Genomic DNA, 15,886 nt, shown 5'->3' with positions numbered 1-15,886 from the left:
CGGGTCGCACAGCATAATCCGCGCCGGAATCTCCGGTTATCGCGGTCAAGGTCCTACGTTGCAGGCGTGCGCCGGCGCGGCCGGGAAGATCAGGCTTCGTCGCTGCGCCATTGCCGCGGGCTCACGCCGAACCAGCGGCGGAAGGCGCGGGAGAAGGCGCTGGTCTCGGAATAGCCCAGCAGCGGCGCCAGCTCGGAGATCGGCCGCTGGCGCTGGCGCAGGTAGTGCACCGCCAGTTCGCGGCGGGTGTTCTCCACCAGTTGGCTGAAGCTCAGCCCGGCCTCGCGCAGGCGCCGTTGCAGGCCGGCGGTGGTCAGCTCCAGGCGCTCGGCGATCAGTTCCAGCACCGGCTCGCCCTCGCTCAGGGCCAGGCGGATCTGGGTGCCGGCGTCTTCCAGCAGGTCCGGCCCGCGGCCCTGCTCGCCCAGGCGGCGGATCACGTCCTGCACCAGGAACAGCAGGTTGGCGTCGCGCTCGGGCATCAGCCGGCCCTTGATGTCGGCCTTGGGCACCAGCAGCGAATTACAGCCGCGCTGGAAGTGCACCGGCGCGCCGAACACCCGCGCGTGCTCCTGCCAGTCCTCCGGGCGGGCATGCTCGAAGCCCACCGCGCGCGGCGACCAGTCCTGGCCGAGGGCGTGGCGCAGCAGGTTCAGCGCCATGCCCATGGTCAGCTCGGCATCCTGCCGGCGGTCGAGGATGGCGCCGTGCTGCACCTGGTAGTCGAAGCGGAAGCACTCGCCGCAATCCACCAGGCGGATCAGGGTGCTGTGCTGGTGGAAGGGAAAGGCCGCGGCGAAGTTGCGCAGGGCGTCTTCCAGGGTTTCCGAACACAGCCCCACGTAGCCCAGCAGGCCAAGGGCGCGGGGCTGGAACTGCTGGCCGTAGCGCAGGCCGAAGTTGTCGCAGCCGGACTGCCGCGCCGCCTCTTCCAGCACCTGGCAGTAGTTGGTCAGGGCCAGGCTCAGGGTGGGGTGGCGCAGGCGCTCGGGGTCGATGCCGGCGCGGCCGAAGACGCGGTCGATATCGCCGCCCTGGGCGGTGATGAAGCCATCCAGGCCGCTGGCGGCGGCGGACAGCACGCCCAGGTTGCTCGCCGAGGGCGTGGCGACGGCACAGGAAAACAGGGACGGGTTCATGGGCACGCTCGTTGTTATTGATCGCTTATCCGACAAAACTACTTAGCAATTACCGTTTACCGTTAGCAATTACCGTGCCTCGCCCCGGAGGCCCGAAATACCCCATGACAGCCACCCCATCGGCCCCTGGACGCGACATTCCCGTGCAGGCCCCGCGCCATCCTGGGGCGATGGGTAACACCTCGTTGCAACTTGACCGCAGAGGCCGCACGGCGGGCTCCAGGGTCAAGTCCTGGGCCCCCGCCGTCGCTACCATCGAAGCCAGGCAACCCGTCCACGCCCCGAGGGGCAGAGGAGTCCGCAATGAGCGCATCACAACTAAAACCGACGCTGGGAACCTTGCACCTCTGGGGCCTGGCCGTGGGCCTGGTGATTTCCGGCGAGTACTTCGGCTGGAGCTACGGCTGGGGCACCGCCGGCACCCTGGGCTTCCTGGTCACCACCCTGATGGTGGCCCTGATGTACACCTGCTTCATCTTCAGCTACACCGAACTGACCACCGCCATTCCCCACGCCGGCGGCCCCTTCGCCTACAGCCTGCGGGCCTTCGGCAAGACCGGCGCGACCATCGCCGGCATCGCCACCCTGATCGAGTTCGTCTTCGCCCCGCCGGCCATCGCCATGGCCATCGGCGCCTACCTCAACGTGCAGTTCCCGGCGCTGGACCCAAAATGGGCGGCCACCGGCGCCTACGCCATCTTCATGACGCTGAACATCCTCGGCGTGAGCATCGCCGCCACCTTCGAGCTGGTGGTCACAGTGCTCGCGGTGGCCGAGCTGCTGGTGTTCATGGGCGTGGTGGCGCCGGGCTTCAGCTTCAGCAACTTCGTGCTCAACGGCTGGGCCGGCTCCAGCACCTTCAGCAGCGCGGCCATCGGCGGCATCTTCGCGGCCATTCCCTTCGCCATCTGGTTCTTCCTCGCCATCGAGGGCGCGGCCATGGCCGCCGAGGAAGCCAAGGACCCGAAACGCACCATCCCGCGCGCCTACATCGCCGGCATCCTCACCCTGGTGACCCTGGCCATCGGCGTGATGATCTTCGCCGGCGGCGTCGGCGACTGGCGCGAGCTGTCGAACATCAACGACCCGCTGCCGCAGGCCATGAAAGCGGTGGTCGGCAACAACTCCACCTGGATGCACATGCTGGTATGGATCGGCCTGTTCGGCCTGGTGGCCAGCTTCCACGGCATCATCCTCGGCTACTCGCGGCAGTTCTTCGCCCTGGCCCGCGCCGGCTTCCTGCCCCCAGGCCTGGCGAAACTCTCGCGCTTCCAGACCCCGCACCGGGCCATCCTCGCCGGCGGCGTGGTGGGCATCGCAGCGATCTTCAGCGACAACCTGATCAGCCTGCAGGGCATGACCCTGACCGCCGCGATGATCACCATGAGCGTGTTCGGCGCCATCGTCATGTACATCATGAGCATGCTCAGCCTGTTCAAGCTGCGCCGCAGCGAGCCGCACCTGGAGCGCACCTTCCGCGCGCCCGGTTACCCGATCGTGCCGGGCATCGCCCTGGCCCTGGCGCTCGTCTGCCTGGCTGCCATGCTGTGGTACAACCAGGTGATCGCCCTGGTGTTCCTGGCGCTGATGCTCGCTGGCTTCATCTGCTGCAACCTGGTGATCGCCGCGCGCCGTGGCGTGCCGGCCAGCTTCGCCAGCGAAGGTTGATCCACCCGCGCCGGGCCGCGAGGTCCGGCGCCGTTGAGCACAAGGAGTTCCCATGCCCGGATACGCCCACAGCGTCGGTGGCCAGACCTGGCGCTTCGACAGCCTCAGGCAGTTGATGGCCAAGGCCAGCCCGGCGCGCTCCGGCGACTGCCTGGCCGGCGTCGCCGCCAGCAGCGACGCCGAGCGCGTGGCCGCGCAGATGGCCCTGGCCGAGGTGCCGCTCAAGCGCTTCCTCGACGAGGCGCTGATCCCCTACGAAGCCGACGAAGTCACCCGCCTGATCATCGACGGCCACGACCGCGCCGCCTTCGCCCCGGTCAGCCACCTGACGGTGGGCGACTTCCGCGACTGGCTGCTCGGCGACGCCGCCGACGAGGCCAGCCTGCGCGCCCTGGCGCCGGGGCTGACGCCGGAGATGGCGGCGGCGGTATCGAAGATCATGCGCGTGCAGGACCTGGTGCTGGTGGCGCAGAAAATCCGCGTGGTCACCCGCTTCCGTAATACCCAGGGGCTGCGCGGGCGGCTGTCCACCCGGCTGCAGCCCAACCACCCCACCGACGACCCGGCCGGCATCGCCGCCAGCGTCCTCGACGGCCTGCTCTACGGCAACGGCGATGCCATGCTGGGGATCAACCCGGCCACCGACAGCCTGCAATCCATCTGCACCCTGCTGGAAATGCTCGACGCCATCATCCAGCGCTACGAAATCCCCACCCAGTCCTGCGTGCTGACCCACGTCACCAGCTCCATCGAGGCGATCAACCGCGGCGCGCCGCTGGACCTGGTGTTCCAGTCCATCGCCGGCACCGAGGCGGCCAACGCCAGCTTCGGCGTGAGCCTGGCGGTGCTGCAGGAAGGCTACGAGGCGGGCCTGTCGCTCAAGCGCGGGACGCTGGGCGACAACCTCATGTACTTCGAGACCGGCCAGGGCAGCGCGCTCTCGGCCAACGCCCACCACGGCGTCGACCAGCAGACCTGCGAGGCCCGCGCCTACGCCGTGGCCCGGCACTTCAAGCCGTTCCTGGTGAACACCGTGGTCGGCTTCATCGGCCCGGAATACCTGTACAACGGCAAGCAGATCATCCGCGCCGGCCTGGAAGACCACTTCTGCGGCAAGCTGCTGGGCGTGCCCATGGGCTGCGACATCTGCTACACCAACCATGCCGAGGCCGACCAGGACGACATGGACATGCTGCTGACCCTGCTGGGCGTGGCCGGCATCAACTTCATCATGGGCATCCCCGGCTCCGACGACGTGATGCTCAACTACCAGACCACCTCCTTCCACGACGCCCTCTACGCCCGCCAGAGCCTGGGCCTGCGCCCGGCGCCGGAATTCGAGGAGTGGCTGGAACGCATGCACATCCTGCAGCAGCGCGAAGGCAAGGTGCGCCTGGCCGAGCAACTGCCGCCGGCGTTCCGCCCGGCCCTGGCGCAACTGAACTGAGGACGCGCGGATGAGCGAAGAGAAGTCCACCGCCACCCCCAACCCCTGGCAGGAACTGCGCCGCCTGACCCCGGCGCGCATCGCCCTGGGCCGCGCCGGCACCAGCCTGCCGACCAGGGCGCAACTGGACTTCCAGTTCGCCCACGCCCAGGCCCGCGACGCCGTGCACCTGAGCTTCGACCATGCCGGCCTGAGCGCCGCCCTGGCCGAACGCGGGCGCGCCAGCCTGCTGCTGCACAGCGCCGCCGCCGACCGCCACACCTACCTGCAGCGCCCCGACCTGGGCCGCCGCCTGGATGAAGACTCGGCGGCACTGCTGCGCCAGCACGGCGAGGCCAACCCCGCGGGCTACGACCTGGCCGTGGTGGTGGCCGACGGTCTCTCCGCGCTGGCCGTGCAGCGTCACGCCCTGCCCTTCCTGGAACGCCTGGAGGACATGGCCGCGGCCGAGAACTGGAGCCTGTCGCCGGTGGCCCTGGTGCAACAGGGGCGCGTGGCGGTGGCGGACGAGGTGGGCGAACTGCTGCGGGCGAAGATGGTGGTCATCCTCATCGGCGAACGCCCCGGCCTCAGCTCGCCGGACAGCCTCGGCCTGTACTTCACCTGGGCGCCGAAGGTCGGCCTGAACGACGCCTACCGCAACTGCATCTCCAACGTGCGCCTGGAAGGCCTGAGCTACGGCATGGCCGCCCACCGCCTGCTGTACCTGATGCGCGAAGCCTGCCGCCGTCAGCTCTCGGGGGTGAACCTGAAGGACGAGGCGGAACTGCCGACGCTGGAAGGCCAGGGGCCGGGGGCCAACTTCCTGCTGGCCGGGCGCTAGGGCACGCTCCTGCTTCGTAGGATGGGTTGAGCGAAGCGATACCCATCACCCTGACCGCATGGGTTTCGCAGGCTCAACCCATCCAACGAAAAGCGCCTCGGCGCAGCTGGCAGGACAATTGCCCTGCGTCCGGCCGAAACACCACTGTCGATCAAACGCTCGCTTGGATTGCGCTTTCAACGATTTCTGGTGCAGCATCTGGGGCAGTGTTGTGCTGGCACAGCACCTGCATCGTGACAGCAGCCCATTCACCGAACGCAGAGATCCGCCCATGCGCATCGTGCAAGCCACCCTCGATCACCTCGACCTGCTCGCCCCGCTGTTCGTCAAGTATCGTGAGTTCTACGGGATGCTGCCCTACCCCGAATCCTCGCGGAAATTCCTCGAGAAGCGCCTCAAGCGCAAGGAGTCGGTGATCTACCTGGCGCTGCCGGACGACAGCGAAGACAAGCTGCTGGGCTTCTGCCAGCTCTACCCGAGCTTCTCCTCGCTGTCGCTCAAGCGCGTGTGGATCCTCAACGACATCTACGTCGCCGAGGACGCCCGCCGCCAGCTGGTGGCCGACCACCTGCTGCAGCACGCCCGGCAGATGGCGCGGGAAACCAATGCCGTGCGCATGCGCGTGTCCACCAGCACCAACAACGAAGTGGCGCAGAAGGTCTACGAGTCCATCGGCTTCCGCGAGGACACCGAGTTCAAGAACTACATCCTGCCCATCAGTGACGATCTCGTCTAAGCCGAGAGCGCATTACGCTGGCAATGGCTTAACGCCAGCATTACAGTGAAGCATCGCACGTGCCGCCCGGCGTTCGGCGGCTAAGGGGCTCCATGGGCATTCCCCAGCGTCTACTGCGTCACTTCTCCCTGCTCCTGCTGTTCGGCCTGGGCACCGTCCAGGCCGATACCCTGCGCGTGGCCACCCTCGACTGGGAGCCCTACGTCGGCGCCGACCTGCCCGGCCAGGGCCTGGCCAGCCGCATCCTCGACGAAGCCCTGGCGCTCAACGGCGACCGCGCCGAGCGGGTGTTCCTGCCCTGGCAGCGGGCCCTCAACGAAACCCGCGAAGGCCACTACGACGCCCTGATGCCGGCCTACCTGTCGGCCGACCGCAGCCGCGACTTCTACACCTCGATGCCGCTGCTGGACTCGCAACTGGGCTTCTTCCACCGCCGCGACCGCGCCATCGCCTACCGCGCCGGCGACCTCGACAGCCTGCGCCCCTACCGCATCGGCGTGGTGCGCGGCTACGTCAACCAGGCGGATTTCGACAAGGCCGACTTCCTCACCAAGGAAGTGGTCAACAACGACTGGCAGAACCTGGAAAAACTCCTGCGCGGGCGCCTCGACCTGGCGGTGGTGGATCGCTACACCGGCTACCACCTGCTGGCGCGCAACGCCCCGGCGCTGCGCGAGCAGCTGGAATTCATCGAGCCGCCGCTGGAGGTCAAGCCCCTCTACGTGCTGATTCCCAAGACCCGCACCGGCGGCGAGGCGCTGGCCGCCAACCTCGACCGCGGCCTGCGCACGCTGCGCCAGAGCGGGCGCCTGCAACAGCTGATCGCCGACGCCCACCTGGAAACCGCCCAGGGCATCCGCGCCGTGGCCGAACACCCGCTAGCCGAGCAGGTACCAGGCGCCGCCGGCCACGACCGCGCCCGCGAAGGCGCCGACAACCGCCCAGCGGCGCCAACCCTGGACTGGCAGGCGAGCCTGCGCTAGCCCGGCCCCGCTTCGACAGCCGCACCGGCGCCAAAAGCCCCCCGGACAGGGACATCGGGCGAGGTTCCGACAGAGATTTCCACTGCGGAACTGCAGCCTTCATGCCGACAGTCTTTTCACTCGAGCGCTGTAATATCCTGCAACCTGTCGTGGACAGACGCCTGCGACAAAGCGCGCCCCACGGCAACGCGGGGGTGCCTATAATGCCGGGCTCGGCAGTTCACCACGCGGTTTTCAAGGCGCCTCATGGATTTCAACCCGATCGACCTCGTTCTGCATCTCGACACCTATCTCTCGCTGCTGGTCAACAACTACGGGGCCTGGATCTACGCCATCCTGTTCCTGGTGATCTTCTGCGAAACCGGCCTGGTGGTAACGCCCTTCCTCCCCGGCGACTCCCTGCTGTTCATCGCCGGTGCCATCTGCGCCACCGGCGGCATGGACCCGTGGGTGCTGGGCAGCCTGCTGCTGTTCGCGGCCATCAGCGGCGACAGCACCAACTACGTGATCGGCCGGACCCTGGGCAAGCGCCTGTTCAGCAACCCGGACTCCAAGGTGTTCCGCCGCGACTACCTGGACCAGACCCACGCCTTCTACGAGCGCCACGGCGGCAAGACCGTGACCCTCGCGCGCTTCCTGCCCATCGTGCGCACCTTTGCCCCTTTCGTCGCCGGCATGGCCTACATGCCCTACCTGCGCTTCCTGTTCTTCAGCGTCGCCGGCAGCATCGCCTGGGTCGGCGGCCTGGTCACCCTGGGCTACTTCTTCGGCAACGTGCCCTTCATCAAGCAGAACCTGTCGGTGATGATCATCGCCATCATCGCCTTCTCCCTGGTGCCCATGCTGATCGGCGTGGTCCGCCACAAGCTGGCGCGCAACGGCAAGCCGCAAGCCTCGGAGCGCTGATACCGCGATGTGGTCGTTCAGCGCCTGGCGCCGCCGGCGCTTCCTCGCCCGCCACCCGCTGGACGCCCAGCTGTGGGCCGAGGTGCTGCGGCGCCTGCCGATCCTCGACGGCCTGAGCGAAGAGGAACTGCGCCTGCTCGGCGAGCGGGCGCTGCTGTTCCTGCGCGACAAGCACCTGACCGCCCTGCCCGGCGTCGAGCTGGACGACTTCCGCTGCCTGCTGCTGGCGGCCCAGGCCCAGTTGCCGCTGCTGCACCTGCCGGAGCTGAACTGGTACGGCGGCTTCCACGAGCTGGTGCTCTACCCGGACGACTTCCTCAGCCCGCAGAAGCACCGCGACCCGGCCGGGGTGATCCACGAGTTCGACGACGAGCGCAGCGGCGAAACCTCGCTGCAGGGCCCGGTGGTGCTGGCCTGGCCCGGGGTGGAAAGCGGCGGCGGCTGGGACGCCTACAACCTGGTGATCCACGAACTAGCGCACAAGCTGGACATGCTCGACGGCGACGCCAACGGCCTGCCGCCGCTGCACCGCGACATGCGCATCGGCGACTGGTCGGCGGCCATGAAATCGGCCTACGACGAGATGAACCGCAAGCTCGACCGCCATCCCGAGGCGCACACCGCCATCGATCCCTATGCCGCGGAGAACCCGGCGGAATTCTTCGCCGTCACCAGCGAATACTTCTTCACCGCCCCGGACCTGCTGCACCAGGCCTATCCGAAGGTCTACGAGCAACTGGGGCTGTTCTACCGGCAAGATCCGCTTGCGCGCCTGCAGCGACTGCAGCGCGAGCACCCCGACTATCAGGAAACTCCGGCGCACTGAGCGATGTCTGTGGCTTGGCCACGGCAATCTGCCTATAATCCGCCGCACTTTTTCGGCCCGACCAACCCCCTTGGAGTCGTCCATGAGCTACAGCAGCATCCCGGCTGGCAAAGACCTGCCGAACGACATCTACGTCGCCATCGAGATCCCGGCCAACCACGCGCCGATCAAGTACGAGATCGACAAGGACACCGACTGCCTGTTCGTCGACCGTTTCATGGCCACCCCGATGTTCTACCCGGCCAACTACGGCTTCATCCCCAACACCCTGGCCGACGACGGCGACCCCCTGGACGTGCTGGTCGTGACCCCCTACCCGGTTGCCCCGGGTTCGGTGATCCGCGCCCGTCCGGTCGGCGTGCTGAACATGAGCGACGAAGCCGGCGGCGACGCCAAGCTGATCGCCGTACCGCACGACAAGCTGAGCGTGCTGTACCACGACGTGAAGGAATACACCGACCTGCCGGCCCTGCTGCTGGAGCAGATCAAGCACTTCTTCGAGAACTACAAGGACCTCGAAAAGGGCAAGTGGGTCAAGGTCGAAGGTTGGGGTAACGCCGAAGAAGCGCGCTCCTACATCACCAAGGCCGTCGCCGCCTTCCAGGCCAAGTGATGGTCGCGGGGCAACCCGCCACGAAGAAGCCCCGCCCCGCGCGGGGCTTTTTTCTGCGCGTAACGGTCACGTCCGTCGCAACGACGGCGCCTGGCGGAAATGCCATTAGGCAAGCCCGGCCGAATTTGCTAAAGTGCGCGCCCAAGACGCCGGTCCCAGAGCCGCGTCCACAGCATTCAAAGGCGGTCGCTGCTTACCAGAAGTAAGGACGGGCCACCCCCTGAAGAGCCGGCCACAAGCCGGCTTTTTTAATGCCCGCAGAAATCCACCAATGTCCGTCAAGCCCTAGAAAATCAAGGGCTTGAGACGTACCATCTGTCTCTCAACATCCACCAATAATCGATAGAATCTCCCGCCAAAGTGTGGGTGAAGGTGTGGGTAGATAGGGAGTCTGTATGGGTAAGCTAACGACCAAGACCATCGAATCCTTGGCTAGGACTGCAGAACCTGGAAAAACCAACGATGGCGATGGGCTCTACTTCCAGGTAGCCAAAGGCGGCTCTTCGAGCTGGATCTTTCGTTACAAGCTGGACGGGCGAAGCCGTGAAATGGGACTCGGCCCCTTCCCGGTCATTACCCTCAGCCAAGCGCGGCAACTCGCAGCGGATCAGCGAAAACTTCTCGCGACCGGGATCGATCCCCTAGCCGCCCGAGATGCAGAACGAGAAGCGAAGCGAGAGGCTGAGCGCCAAGCTGCAGCGCGTCGTACCACGTTCGAAGATCTTGCCCGCGATCATCAACAGGCCCATGGAGCCACCTGGTCTGAAAAATGGCGTAAAGGCTGGCTGCGGAAGCTGGAGCTATACGCATTCCCCATCATCGGGAAGTTATCGGCTGACGACATCCAAACCGAGCACATGCTGAGCGTCTTGCGGCCGATTTGGTCGACAAAAACTCGTACCGCTGATGAGGTGCGTGGACAGATAGAGCAAGTGCTGGACGCAGCCAAGGCTCGCCGCCTTCGCGGCGGTGACAATCCCGCCCGCTGGCGCGGCCATCTGGAAAACCTCCTCAGCAAAGCTGAAAAGAAGAAAGCTCGGCAACGCCAGCACTTCCCAGCCATGCATTGGCGCGACCTGCCGGAGTTGATGAGCAAACTGACTGAAGATTCCAGTCGGGATGCTGTAGCCGCGCGTCTGCTGATCCTGACCGGCGCTCGCTCCCACATGATTCGCTTCGCTCAATGGTCCGAGATGGACTTTGCAGCCGGGATATGGGCGCTTCCAGCCGAACGCATGAAGATGAGAAAGCCATTCGTCATTCCTCTACCCTCTCAGGCTGTGGATATGCTGCAAAGCCTACCTCGTACGGATTCGCCGTATCTGTTCCCAGGGAAAGGCAAGAGCGGTGCCATACATGCTAACGCCGTACGGAGCCTGCTGCATAAGCTCGGGCACGCTGACATCACTCGACATGGTTTCCGCTCGACATTCCGGGACTGGGCTAACGAAAACACTCATTACCCTCGAGAGGTATGTGAGTTAGCACTCGCCCATGATGAGCGGGACCAGACGGAAGCAGCTTACTCCCGCTCAGATTTTCTAGAGAAACGCAGGGCGTTGATGGCTGATTGGGCTGCCTTCTGTACAAGCTTCGAGCGGCAGGCGTAACTATCGAGCGTAACCGGGAGGAATTGGCCAGGAGCGGCCCGTCAACATCAATGCCGCGATCTGTCGGCCGACTGTTGTAAATCTCACTTATCGGGAGGAAATCCGGATGGGACGCGTTCTGATTCATCTTCAGTTGGCCGTGGACAAATCCAAATAACCCAAACATGTATAAATATACAGGATACCGAGCACCCTAGATCCAAGTCATCCGTACCTGCTAGACCACCTGATGGCCTTTTGATAACTTCACCGAAGGACCCGAAGCCATAGGGTCACAAGGAACAGACGATTGATGCCCCACCCGCGTCAGCGCATTTCGGAAGGATAACGATGGGCATCGCCTCCCGATGAGTCTTAATAAGGCAGGCATGCAGTGATTACTACACCAATTGGTAAGTACACTGGTATTACCTGGGAAGCAGAATGTCAACTCGTTTTCAAATTCAAGCACGGTGCAGATGGTTATCAGCAGGTCCCCGCGTCTCCAGGTGATTACGGAATAGAAGGTTTCACTAAACATACAGGCTATGCCTTTCAATGCTACTGCCCCGAAAAGCAGTACCATCAAGATGAGCTCTATGAAAGCCAGAGAGACAAGATCAATAAAGATCTGGTAAAGCTCAAGAAAAATACTATCGAACTACAGAAAATTCTTGGCGAAACCAAAATTAAAAATTGGTGTTTCGTCACACCCGAAATTAATCGAAACAAACTTCTTTCGTATGCTCAGACCAAGCAGGCAGAAGTGAGAGCGTGGGGGCTTCCACATCTCGATAAAAACTTCACAATTCTGTTACACGATCATGAGTTCTACATACAAGAATTCAACATGCTGAGAATATCAGCAGGCCTGCCCCCATGCCTGGGCTCGCCAACAGAGACATTACCAAAAGTAAACGCTACATCTGAGCCATACGACGAGAATTTGCTCAGAAAGTGTCGTCTACGCATGCCAGGTAAATCTGCAAAGAGTATTGAAGGCCTGGTCGAACTGACGACCAAGAGTTTTCTTGATCATGACTCCTACTTTCAGTCCCTGTACGACCGGTCGCCCCAGACGTATGTGAATGTCGCTCGAATTGTGAACGCTTTTGAGCAGGATGTTCAGGAATGGGGCTTCACGTCAGACGCAACGCCCGAGCAGTTAACAGAACTGGTGAAGGCCACATTGATGGAGTACTTGGTCACCGACCGCAACCTCAATATAGACAAGTCGACGGCGAGTGAGGTGGTGCGAAGAACCATTGCTCGGTGGCTTGCGATCTGTGAACTGGACTTCAACGAGTAGATTATGGCTCAGCTTAAATTCACAAGACGGCCCATCCCGGTACTTTCGGAGCTTCGCCCTCTTTACAAAATATCCCAGGCACTACTGATTCTTCATCTGTCGGGGCGCGGAGCCAAGTGCAGCCTACCCAAAATCCATCTTTTGAACTGGGCTCTCAAGACACCCGAACGCATCAAGGCACTTGCGACTGGCGCTGAACAAGGTCAACTGCATCTTCCGATCTGGGGCTTTGACCCGGCTATGGCCATTGCATTAAATCTCGCGTTCAAAGATTCATTGATAGCCCCCACCACAACGGGATTTGAACTCACCCCCATTGGCAAGTCCTACGTAAATTTGATACTCGCTGACGACACTGTGCTCGGTGAAGAGAAGGCTGCATTGCGATCAATCGGGAAGAAAATCACGGAAGACATGATAAATTCCGTATCCAAGGGATGGGAATAACGATGTACATTAAGGCAATCAAAATCGACATCCAAACGGACACTGGCCCATTCGGATTTTCCACGAAATTCAGTCGCAACTTGAATATCATCCGAGGCCGAAACTCGGCCGGCAAGAGTACAATTGTTCATGCGATAATGTACGCCATGGGTATGGAGGAATTACTGGGTGCTCAGAATGAAAATGCTCTGACTTATGCCCTCAAGGATCACCTTGAACATGATGAACTAAAGCATCACATTATAACCTCTAAAGTCACGATCGAAATCGAGAGTAAAGGAAAAACCATTACTGCAACTCGAAGCGTGAAGGAAAAAGGGCTCAGCACCAAACTCATACAAATACAAGAGTGCTCAGCCCTAACTAAGGGGGAGACGGCCCCCACTCTATACAAGTTCCTTCATGACGGCCTTAGTGCACAGATCGAGGAAGGGTTCTTCACCTACTTTGAGAAATTCCTTGGACTACAATTGCCATTGGTGCCGAGAACCAATGGCAAGCCCGTAAAACTTTATTTGCAGTACATATTTGCAGCGATGATAATCGAGCAAAAACGCGGATGGACTGACTATATTGCCAATCTTCCTTACTTTGGTGTAAGGGATGCACGAATTAAAATTGTCGACTTCTTGGTTGGCACTGATGTTTTTGAAACAGGTGCCAAGCGTGATCGTTTAGATCAGGAGTCGAAGTCAATCTACGATGAGTGGCAAATCCTTTATCGGACGCTCCTCGCCGAATCACTTAAACTCGGCTTTAAATTCTCTAACATTTCAAAAACACCTACAGCAAATTTTAACGCCGAACTTGTCGACTTCCACAAAACCTCCGAAGTTGCAACGGAAAGCATCCTGGAGTACAGGAAGCGCAAGATAAATGAGCATGAACTGATTGGCTTGAGACTATCCCAACAGGGTGAGACATCAACTCCGGAAATTACACAATCCATCGAAAAGCACACAAGCGAACTTGAGCATTTCACGGTAGCTTATGAAACCTGCTTAGGAAACCTCGCCTTACTGCGCGCCAACATTAACAGCAATCGAATCAATACCCGTCAAGCTAAAGACGAGCTTACAAAAAACCAAGCCGCACAAAAACTTATTAACTTTGGTGCATTGCTCAACTTGTCGACCGCAAGCAACTCTTGCCCGGCCTGCCATCAAACCATTGGCAACTCTCTTGTCGACTTACATGAGAGCACGCCTCACATGGACATCAGCACTAATATTGACTATCTGACTGCCCAGTTGCGAATGCTCGAAAGAGAGAAAGGCGGGATAGACCAGTCAATCAAAGAAGCTGAGGCTCTCAAAGAACAACTTTCAAGAAACATCGTCACCACAAAGTCTACACTGAGGGCACTGCGATCTGATCTAAATTCCAGCTCTTCGGTATCCAAGACAGGCATCAGACTACAAGTACAGATCGAGATGGAACTAGAAGAGCTTACCAAGTTTGAAGAGTACTCGGATCAAGCACTCGACGCGCTTGCTCTACTGGCAAAACGTTTTGAGGATAATCAGAGAATCCGGGCACTAATACCGGACACTCATTACTCGCCTACCGATCTCGCTAAGTACACGCTTTTCGAAAAGATGTTTCGCGCCAATATCGGTGCTTTTGACTATCACAGCGCGGCGATTGGGGACATCGAGTTTAACAAGGACAACCTCCTGCCATACCTCGCCAAGATTGAGCTCAGGGAGATCAATGAACGGAGTGTGCCGACTACACCTAATACCATCGATTCCTCTACCACGCTCTCAATCGCCAGAAGTGATGACAGTCCCAAAGGCAAGGGCAATATCGCCAGGGAGTCCAGTGCTAGTGATTTCGTGCGCCTGATCTGGAGCTATCTGCTGTCCATTTACCAGACTTCATCTCACCCGACTGTCAACGGCAATCATCTGGGGTTCCTTTTACTGGACGAGCCTGGGCAGCACTCCATGGCAACCAAGAGTCAACAGGCGCTGTTCCAACTATTGTCGTCGGAAACTGGCCTTCAGAGCATCGTGGCAGCTTCGTTTGAGGACAGTGAGGCTACGTACAGGGAGGCAACCTCAAACGTCGATTTTAAGCTTATACAGCTCGGCGACAAATCGATCTCCCCCCTTGTTGGGGCTGCTGATCATTAAGGTTGTAGGGGATTTTGGCTTTCCTGCTTTGCAGATCAATGGGGCCAGAGACATTGATCTAAACATCAATCCTCTAAAGCCAATCGCCTTGACCCAATTGGCCCCGGCCAAACCCGCTCCTTAACTTTAAAATTAGAGCCGACAAAGTGAATCCATCTACTCCGACATGGAAGCTGTTCGAAGAGCTTGTACATCGCATCCTACAAGTCAATAAATTTTCCATTACTGCGCATTCGCCTAGAGGGGATGCAGGGTTTGACTTTATTGGAATGTTAGGTGGCGACTCTTGGGCAATAGAAGTTAAGCACTATAGGACAGTGCGCCCGCAACCCTCGCTTATTGAGGCTGCAGCTACGCGCCTCGTCAACAATGGGATCACGGCCCATGCAATGAAAGGCATGCTTATAGTCTCGTGCATTCTTCCGCCCGAACTGCGAGAGGTACTCGAGCAAAAATTCAGTGTCACATTCGTCGACCGAGTGGACTTAAGAATTTGGGCATCTGCCACACCTGTGCTAGCAGAAGAACTGGATGCGCTTCTTGAGACTGATCCCAGCGTACTTCAAGTCACTGCGTCGCATCGTCGATCTGACCCACTCCTTATGAGCAAATCTATCAGGGAGGTTCCAGTTCCCCCTCAAGACACGCTCGGCACGCAACTGTGCCAAGAGCTCAGGGGTATAAAGAAAGGTAAGTCCGCATGGGCGGAGTACGAACGAGCCTGTGCCAAGATACTCAAGTACCTGTTCCCTAACGACCTTCATGGCTGGCACTTGCAGAAGCGAACAGACGATGGGCTCAATCGATTTGACTTTGTATGTCGTATCAGACCAACGACTGAGTTTTGGCAGTTCTTGATTGATCACCTCGACAGCCGCTATGTATTGTTCGAGTTCAAAAATTACACTGGCAAGATCAAACAGGGGCAAATTCTCACGACAGAAAAATATCTTCTTGAGCGCGGACTAAGAAGAGTGGCGATTGTAATGACTAGGACCGGCGCTGAGGCACACGCGATTACGATGACGCAAGGCGCCATGCGTGAACATGGAAAATTGATGCTTATCGTGAACGACGAGAAAGTGTGCGAGATGCTTCACATGAAGGAGCGAGGAGAGGATCCAACCGACTGTCTCTTTGAGCTCGCTGACAATTTCTTGCTCTCCCTGCCAAGGTGAGAGTCCAATTTTCCGTTTTAGTGTCTGGTTTAGCTGCAGCTGAAGTCCAGCGTTAGCCACGGGCCGCTGCTAGCCTATTTTTGC

The 15,886-nt window shown here is 60.3% G+C and carries 14 protein-coding genes; 13 read left to right on the top strand and 1 reads right to left on the bottom strand.

Annotation, left to right across the window (positions count from 1 at the left end; all coding sequences use genetic code 11):
* Window positions 1–89: 89 nt before the first annotated feature.
* Complete coding sequence (gene qhpR, locus QSJ95_RS07450) at window positions 90–1,139, bottom strand: AraC-like transcriptional regulator QhpR (protein ID WP_009615970.1); 1,050 nt, start codon at window positions 1,137–1,139, stop codon at window positions 90–92.
* Between the two features lie 303 nt (window positions 1,140–1,442).
* Between qhpR and eat the strand changes: the two genes are divergently transcribed.
* The 13 genes from eat (at window position 1,443) to QSJ95_RS07385 (ending at window position 15,802) form a co-directional block, all read left to right on the top strand.
* Window positions 1,443–2,807: an ethanolamine permease gene (gene eat, locus QSJ95_RS07445; RefSeq protein WP_009615969.1), complete on the top strand. Its 1,365-nt coding sequence runs from the start codon at window positions 1,443–1,445 to the stop codon at window positions 2,805–2,807.
* Window positions 2,808–2,859: 52 nt separating this feature from the next.
* Window positions 2,860–4,254 (top strand): ethanolamine ammonia-lyase subunit EutB, encoded by a 1,395-nt coding sequence (locus tag QSJ95_RS07440; protein WP_269962395.1) that lies wholly within the window; start codon window positions 2,860–2,862, stop codon window positions 4,252–4,254.
* 10 nt (window positions 4,255–4,264) lie between these two features.
* Window positions 4,265–5,077, top strand: coding sequence for an ethanolamine ammonia-lyase subunit EutC (gene eutC, locus QSJ95_RS07435; RefSeq protein WP_009615967.1), 813 nt, complete (start codon window positions 4,265–4,267; stop codon window positions 5,075–5,077).
* A gap of 271 nt (window positions 5,078–5,348) precedes the next feature.
* Window positions 5,349–5,813, top strand: a complete 465-nt coding sequence (locus QSJ95_RS07430; RefSeq protein ID WP_276214318.1) for a GNAT family N-acetyltransferase — start codon at window positions 5,349–5,351, stop codon at window positions 5,811–5,813.
* A gap of 92 nt (window positions 5,814–5,905) precedes the next feature.
* Window positions 5,906–6,796, top strand: coding sequence for a substrate-binding periplasmic protein (locus QSJ95_RS07425; protein WP_009615965.1), 891 nt, complete (start codon window positions 5,906–5,908; stop codon window positions 6,794–6,796).
* Window positions 6,797–7,042: 246 nt separating this feature from the next.
* Complete coding sequence (locus QSJ95_RS07420; protein ID WP_009615964.1) at window positions 7,043–7,702, top strand: DedA family protein; 660 nt, start codon at window positions 7,043–7,045, stop codon at window positions 7,700–7,702.
* 7 nt (window positions 7,703–7,709) lie between these two features.
* Window positions 7,710–8,528 carry a M90 family metallopeptidase gene (locus QSJ95_RS07415; RefSeq protein WP_285641238.1) on the top strand — a complete coding sequence of 273 codons (819 nt, stop codon included), beginning with the start codon at window positions 7,710–7,712 and terminating at the stop codon, window positions 8,526–8,528.
* An 82-nt stretch (window positions 8,529–8,610) separates the two neighbouring features.
* Complete coding sequence (gene ppa, locus QSJ95_RS07410) at window positions 8,611–9,141, top strand: inorganic diphosphatase (protein ID WP_009615962.1); 531 nt, start codon at window positions 8,611–8,613, stop codon at window positions 9,139–9,141.
* Between the two features lie 395 nt (window positions 9,142–9,536).
* Window positions 9,537–10,751 carry a tyrosine-type recombinase/integrase gene (locus tag QSJ95_RS07405; RefSeq protein ID WP_285641233.1) on the top strand — a complete coding sequence of 405 codons (1,215 nt, stop codon included), beginning with the start codon at window positions 9,537–9,539 and terminating at the stop codon, window positions 10,749–10,751.
* 373 nt (window positions 10,752–11,124) lie between these two features.
* The gene (locus QSJ95_RS07400; RefSeq protein ID WP_285641231.1) at window positions 11,125–12,039 is read left to right on the top strand and encodes a hypothetical protein; all 915 of its coding nucleotides are present in this window, start codon (window positions 11,125–11,127) and stop codon (window positions 12,037–12,039) included.
* Window positions 12,040–12,042: 3 nt separating this feature from the next.
* On the top strand, window positions 12,043–12,486 hold the full coding sequence (locus QSJ95_RS07395; RefSeq protein ID WP_031633656.1) for a hypothetical protein: 444 nt from the start codon (window positions 12,043–12,045) through the stop codon (window positions 12,484–12,486).
* Window positions 12,487–12,488: 2 nt separating this feature from the next.
* The gene (locus QSJ95_RS07390; RefSeq protein WP_285641227.1) at window positions 12,489–14,624 is read left to right on the top strand and encodes an ATP-binding protein; all 2,136 of its coding nucleotides are present in this window, start codon (window positions 12,489–12,491) and stop codon (window positions 14,622–14,624) included.
* Window positions 14,625–14,770: 146 nt separating this feature from the next.
* Entirely contained in the window at window positions 14,771–15,802 is a 1,032-nt protein-coding gene (locus tag QSJ95_RS07385) for a restriction endonuclease (RefSeq protein ID WP_285641225.1), read from the top strand.
* The last annotated feature ends 84 nt before the right edge of the window (window positions 15,803–15,886 follow it).

The sequence above is a fragment of the Pseudomonas sp. NBRC 100443 genome (assembly GCF_030268185.1).
GTDB lineage: Bacteria > Pseudomonadota > Gammaproteobacteria > Pseudomonadales > Pseudomonadaceae > Pseudomonas > Pseudomonas citronellolis.
This window is presented reverse-complemented; position numbering and strand designations above follow the sequence as displayed.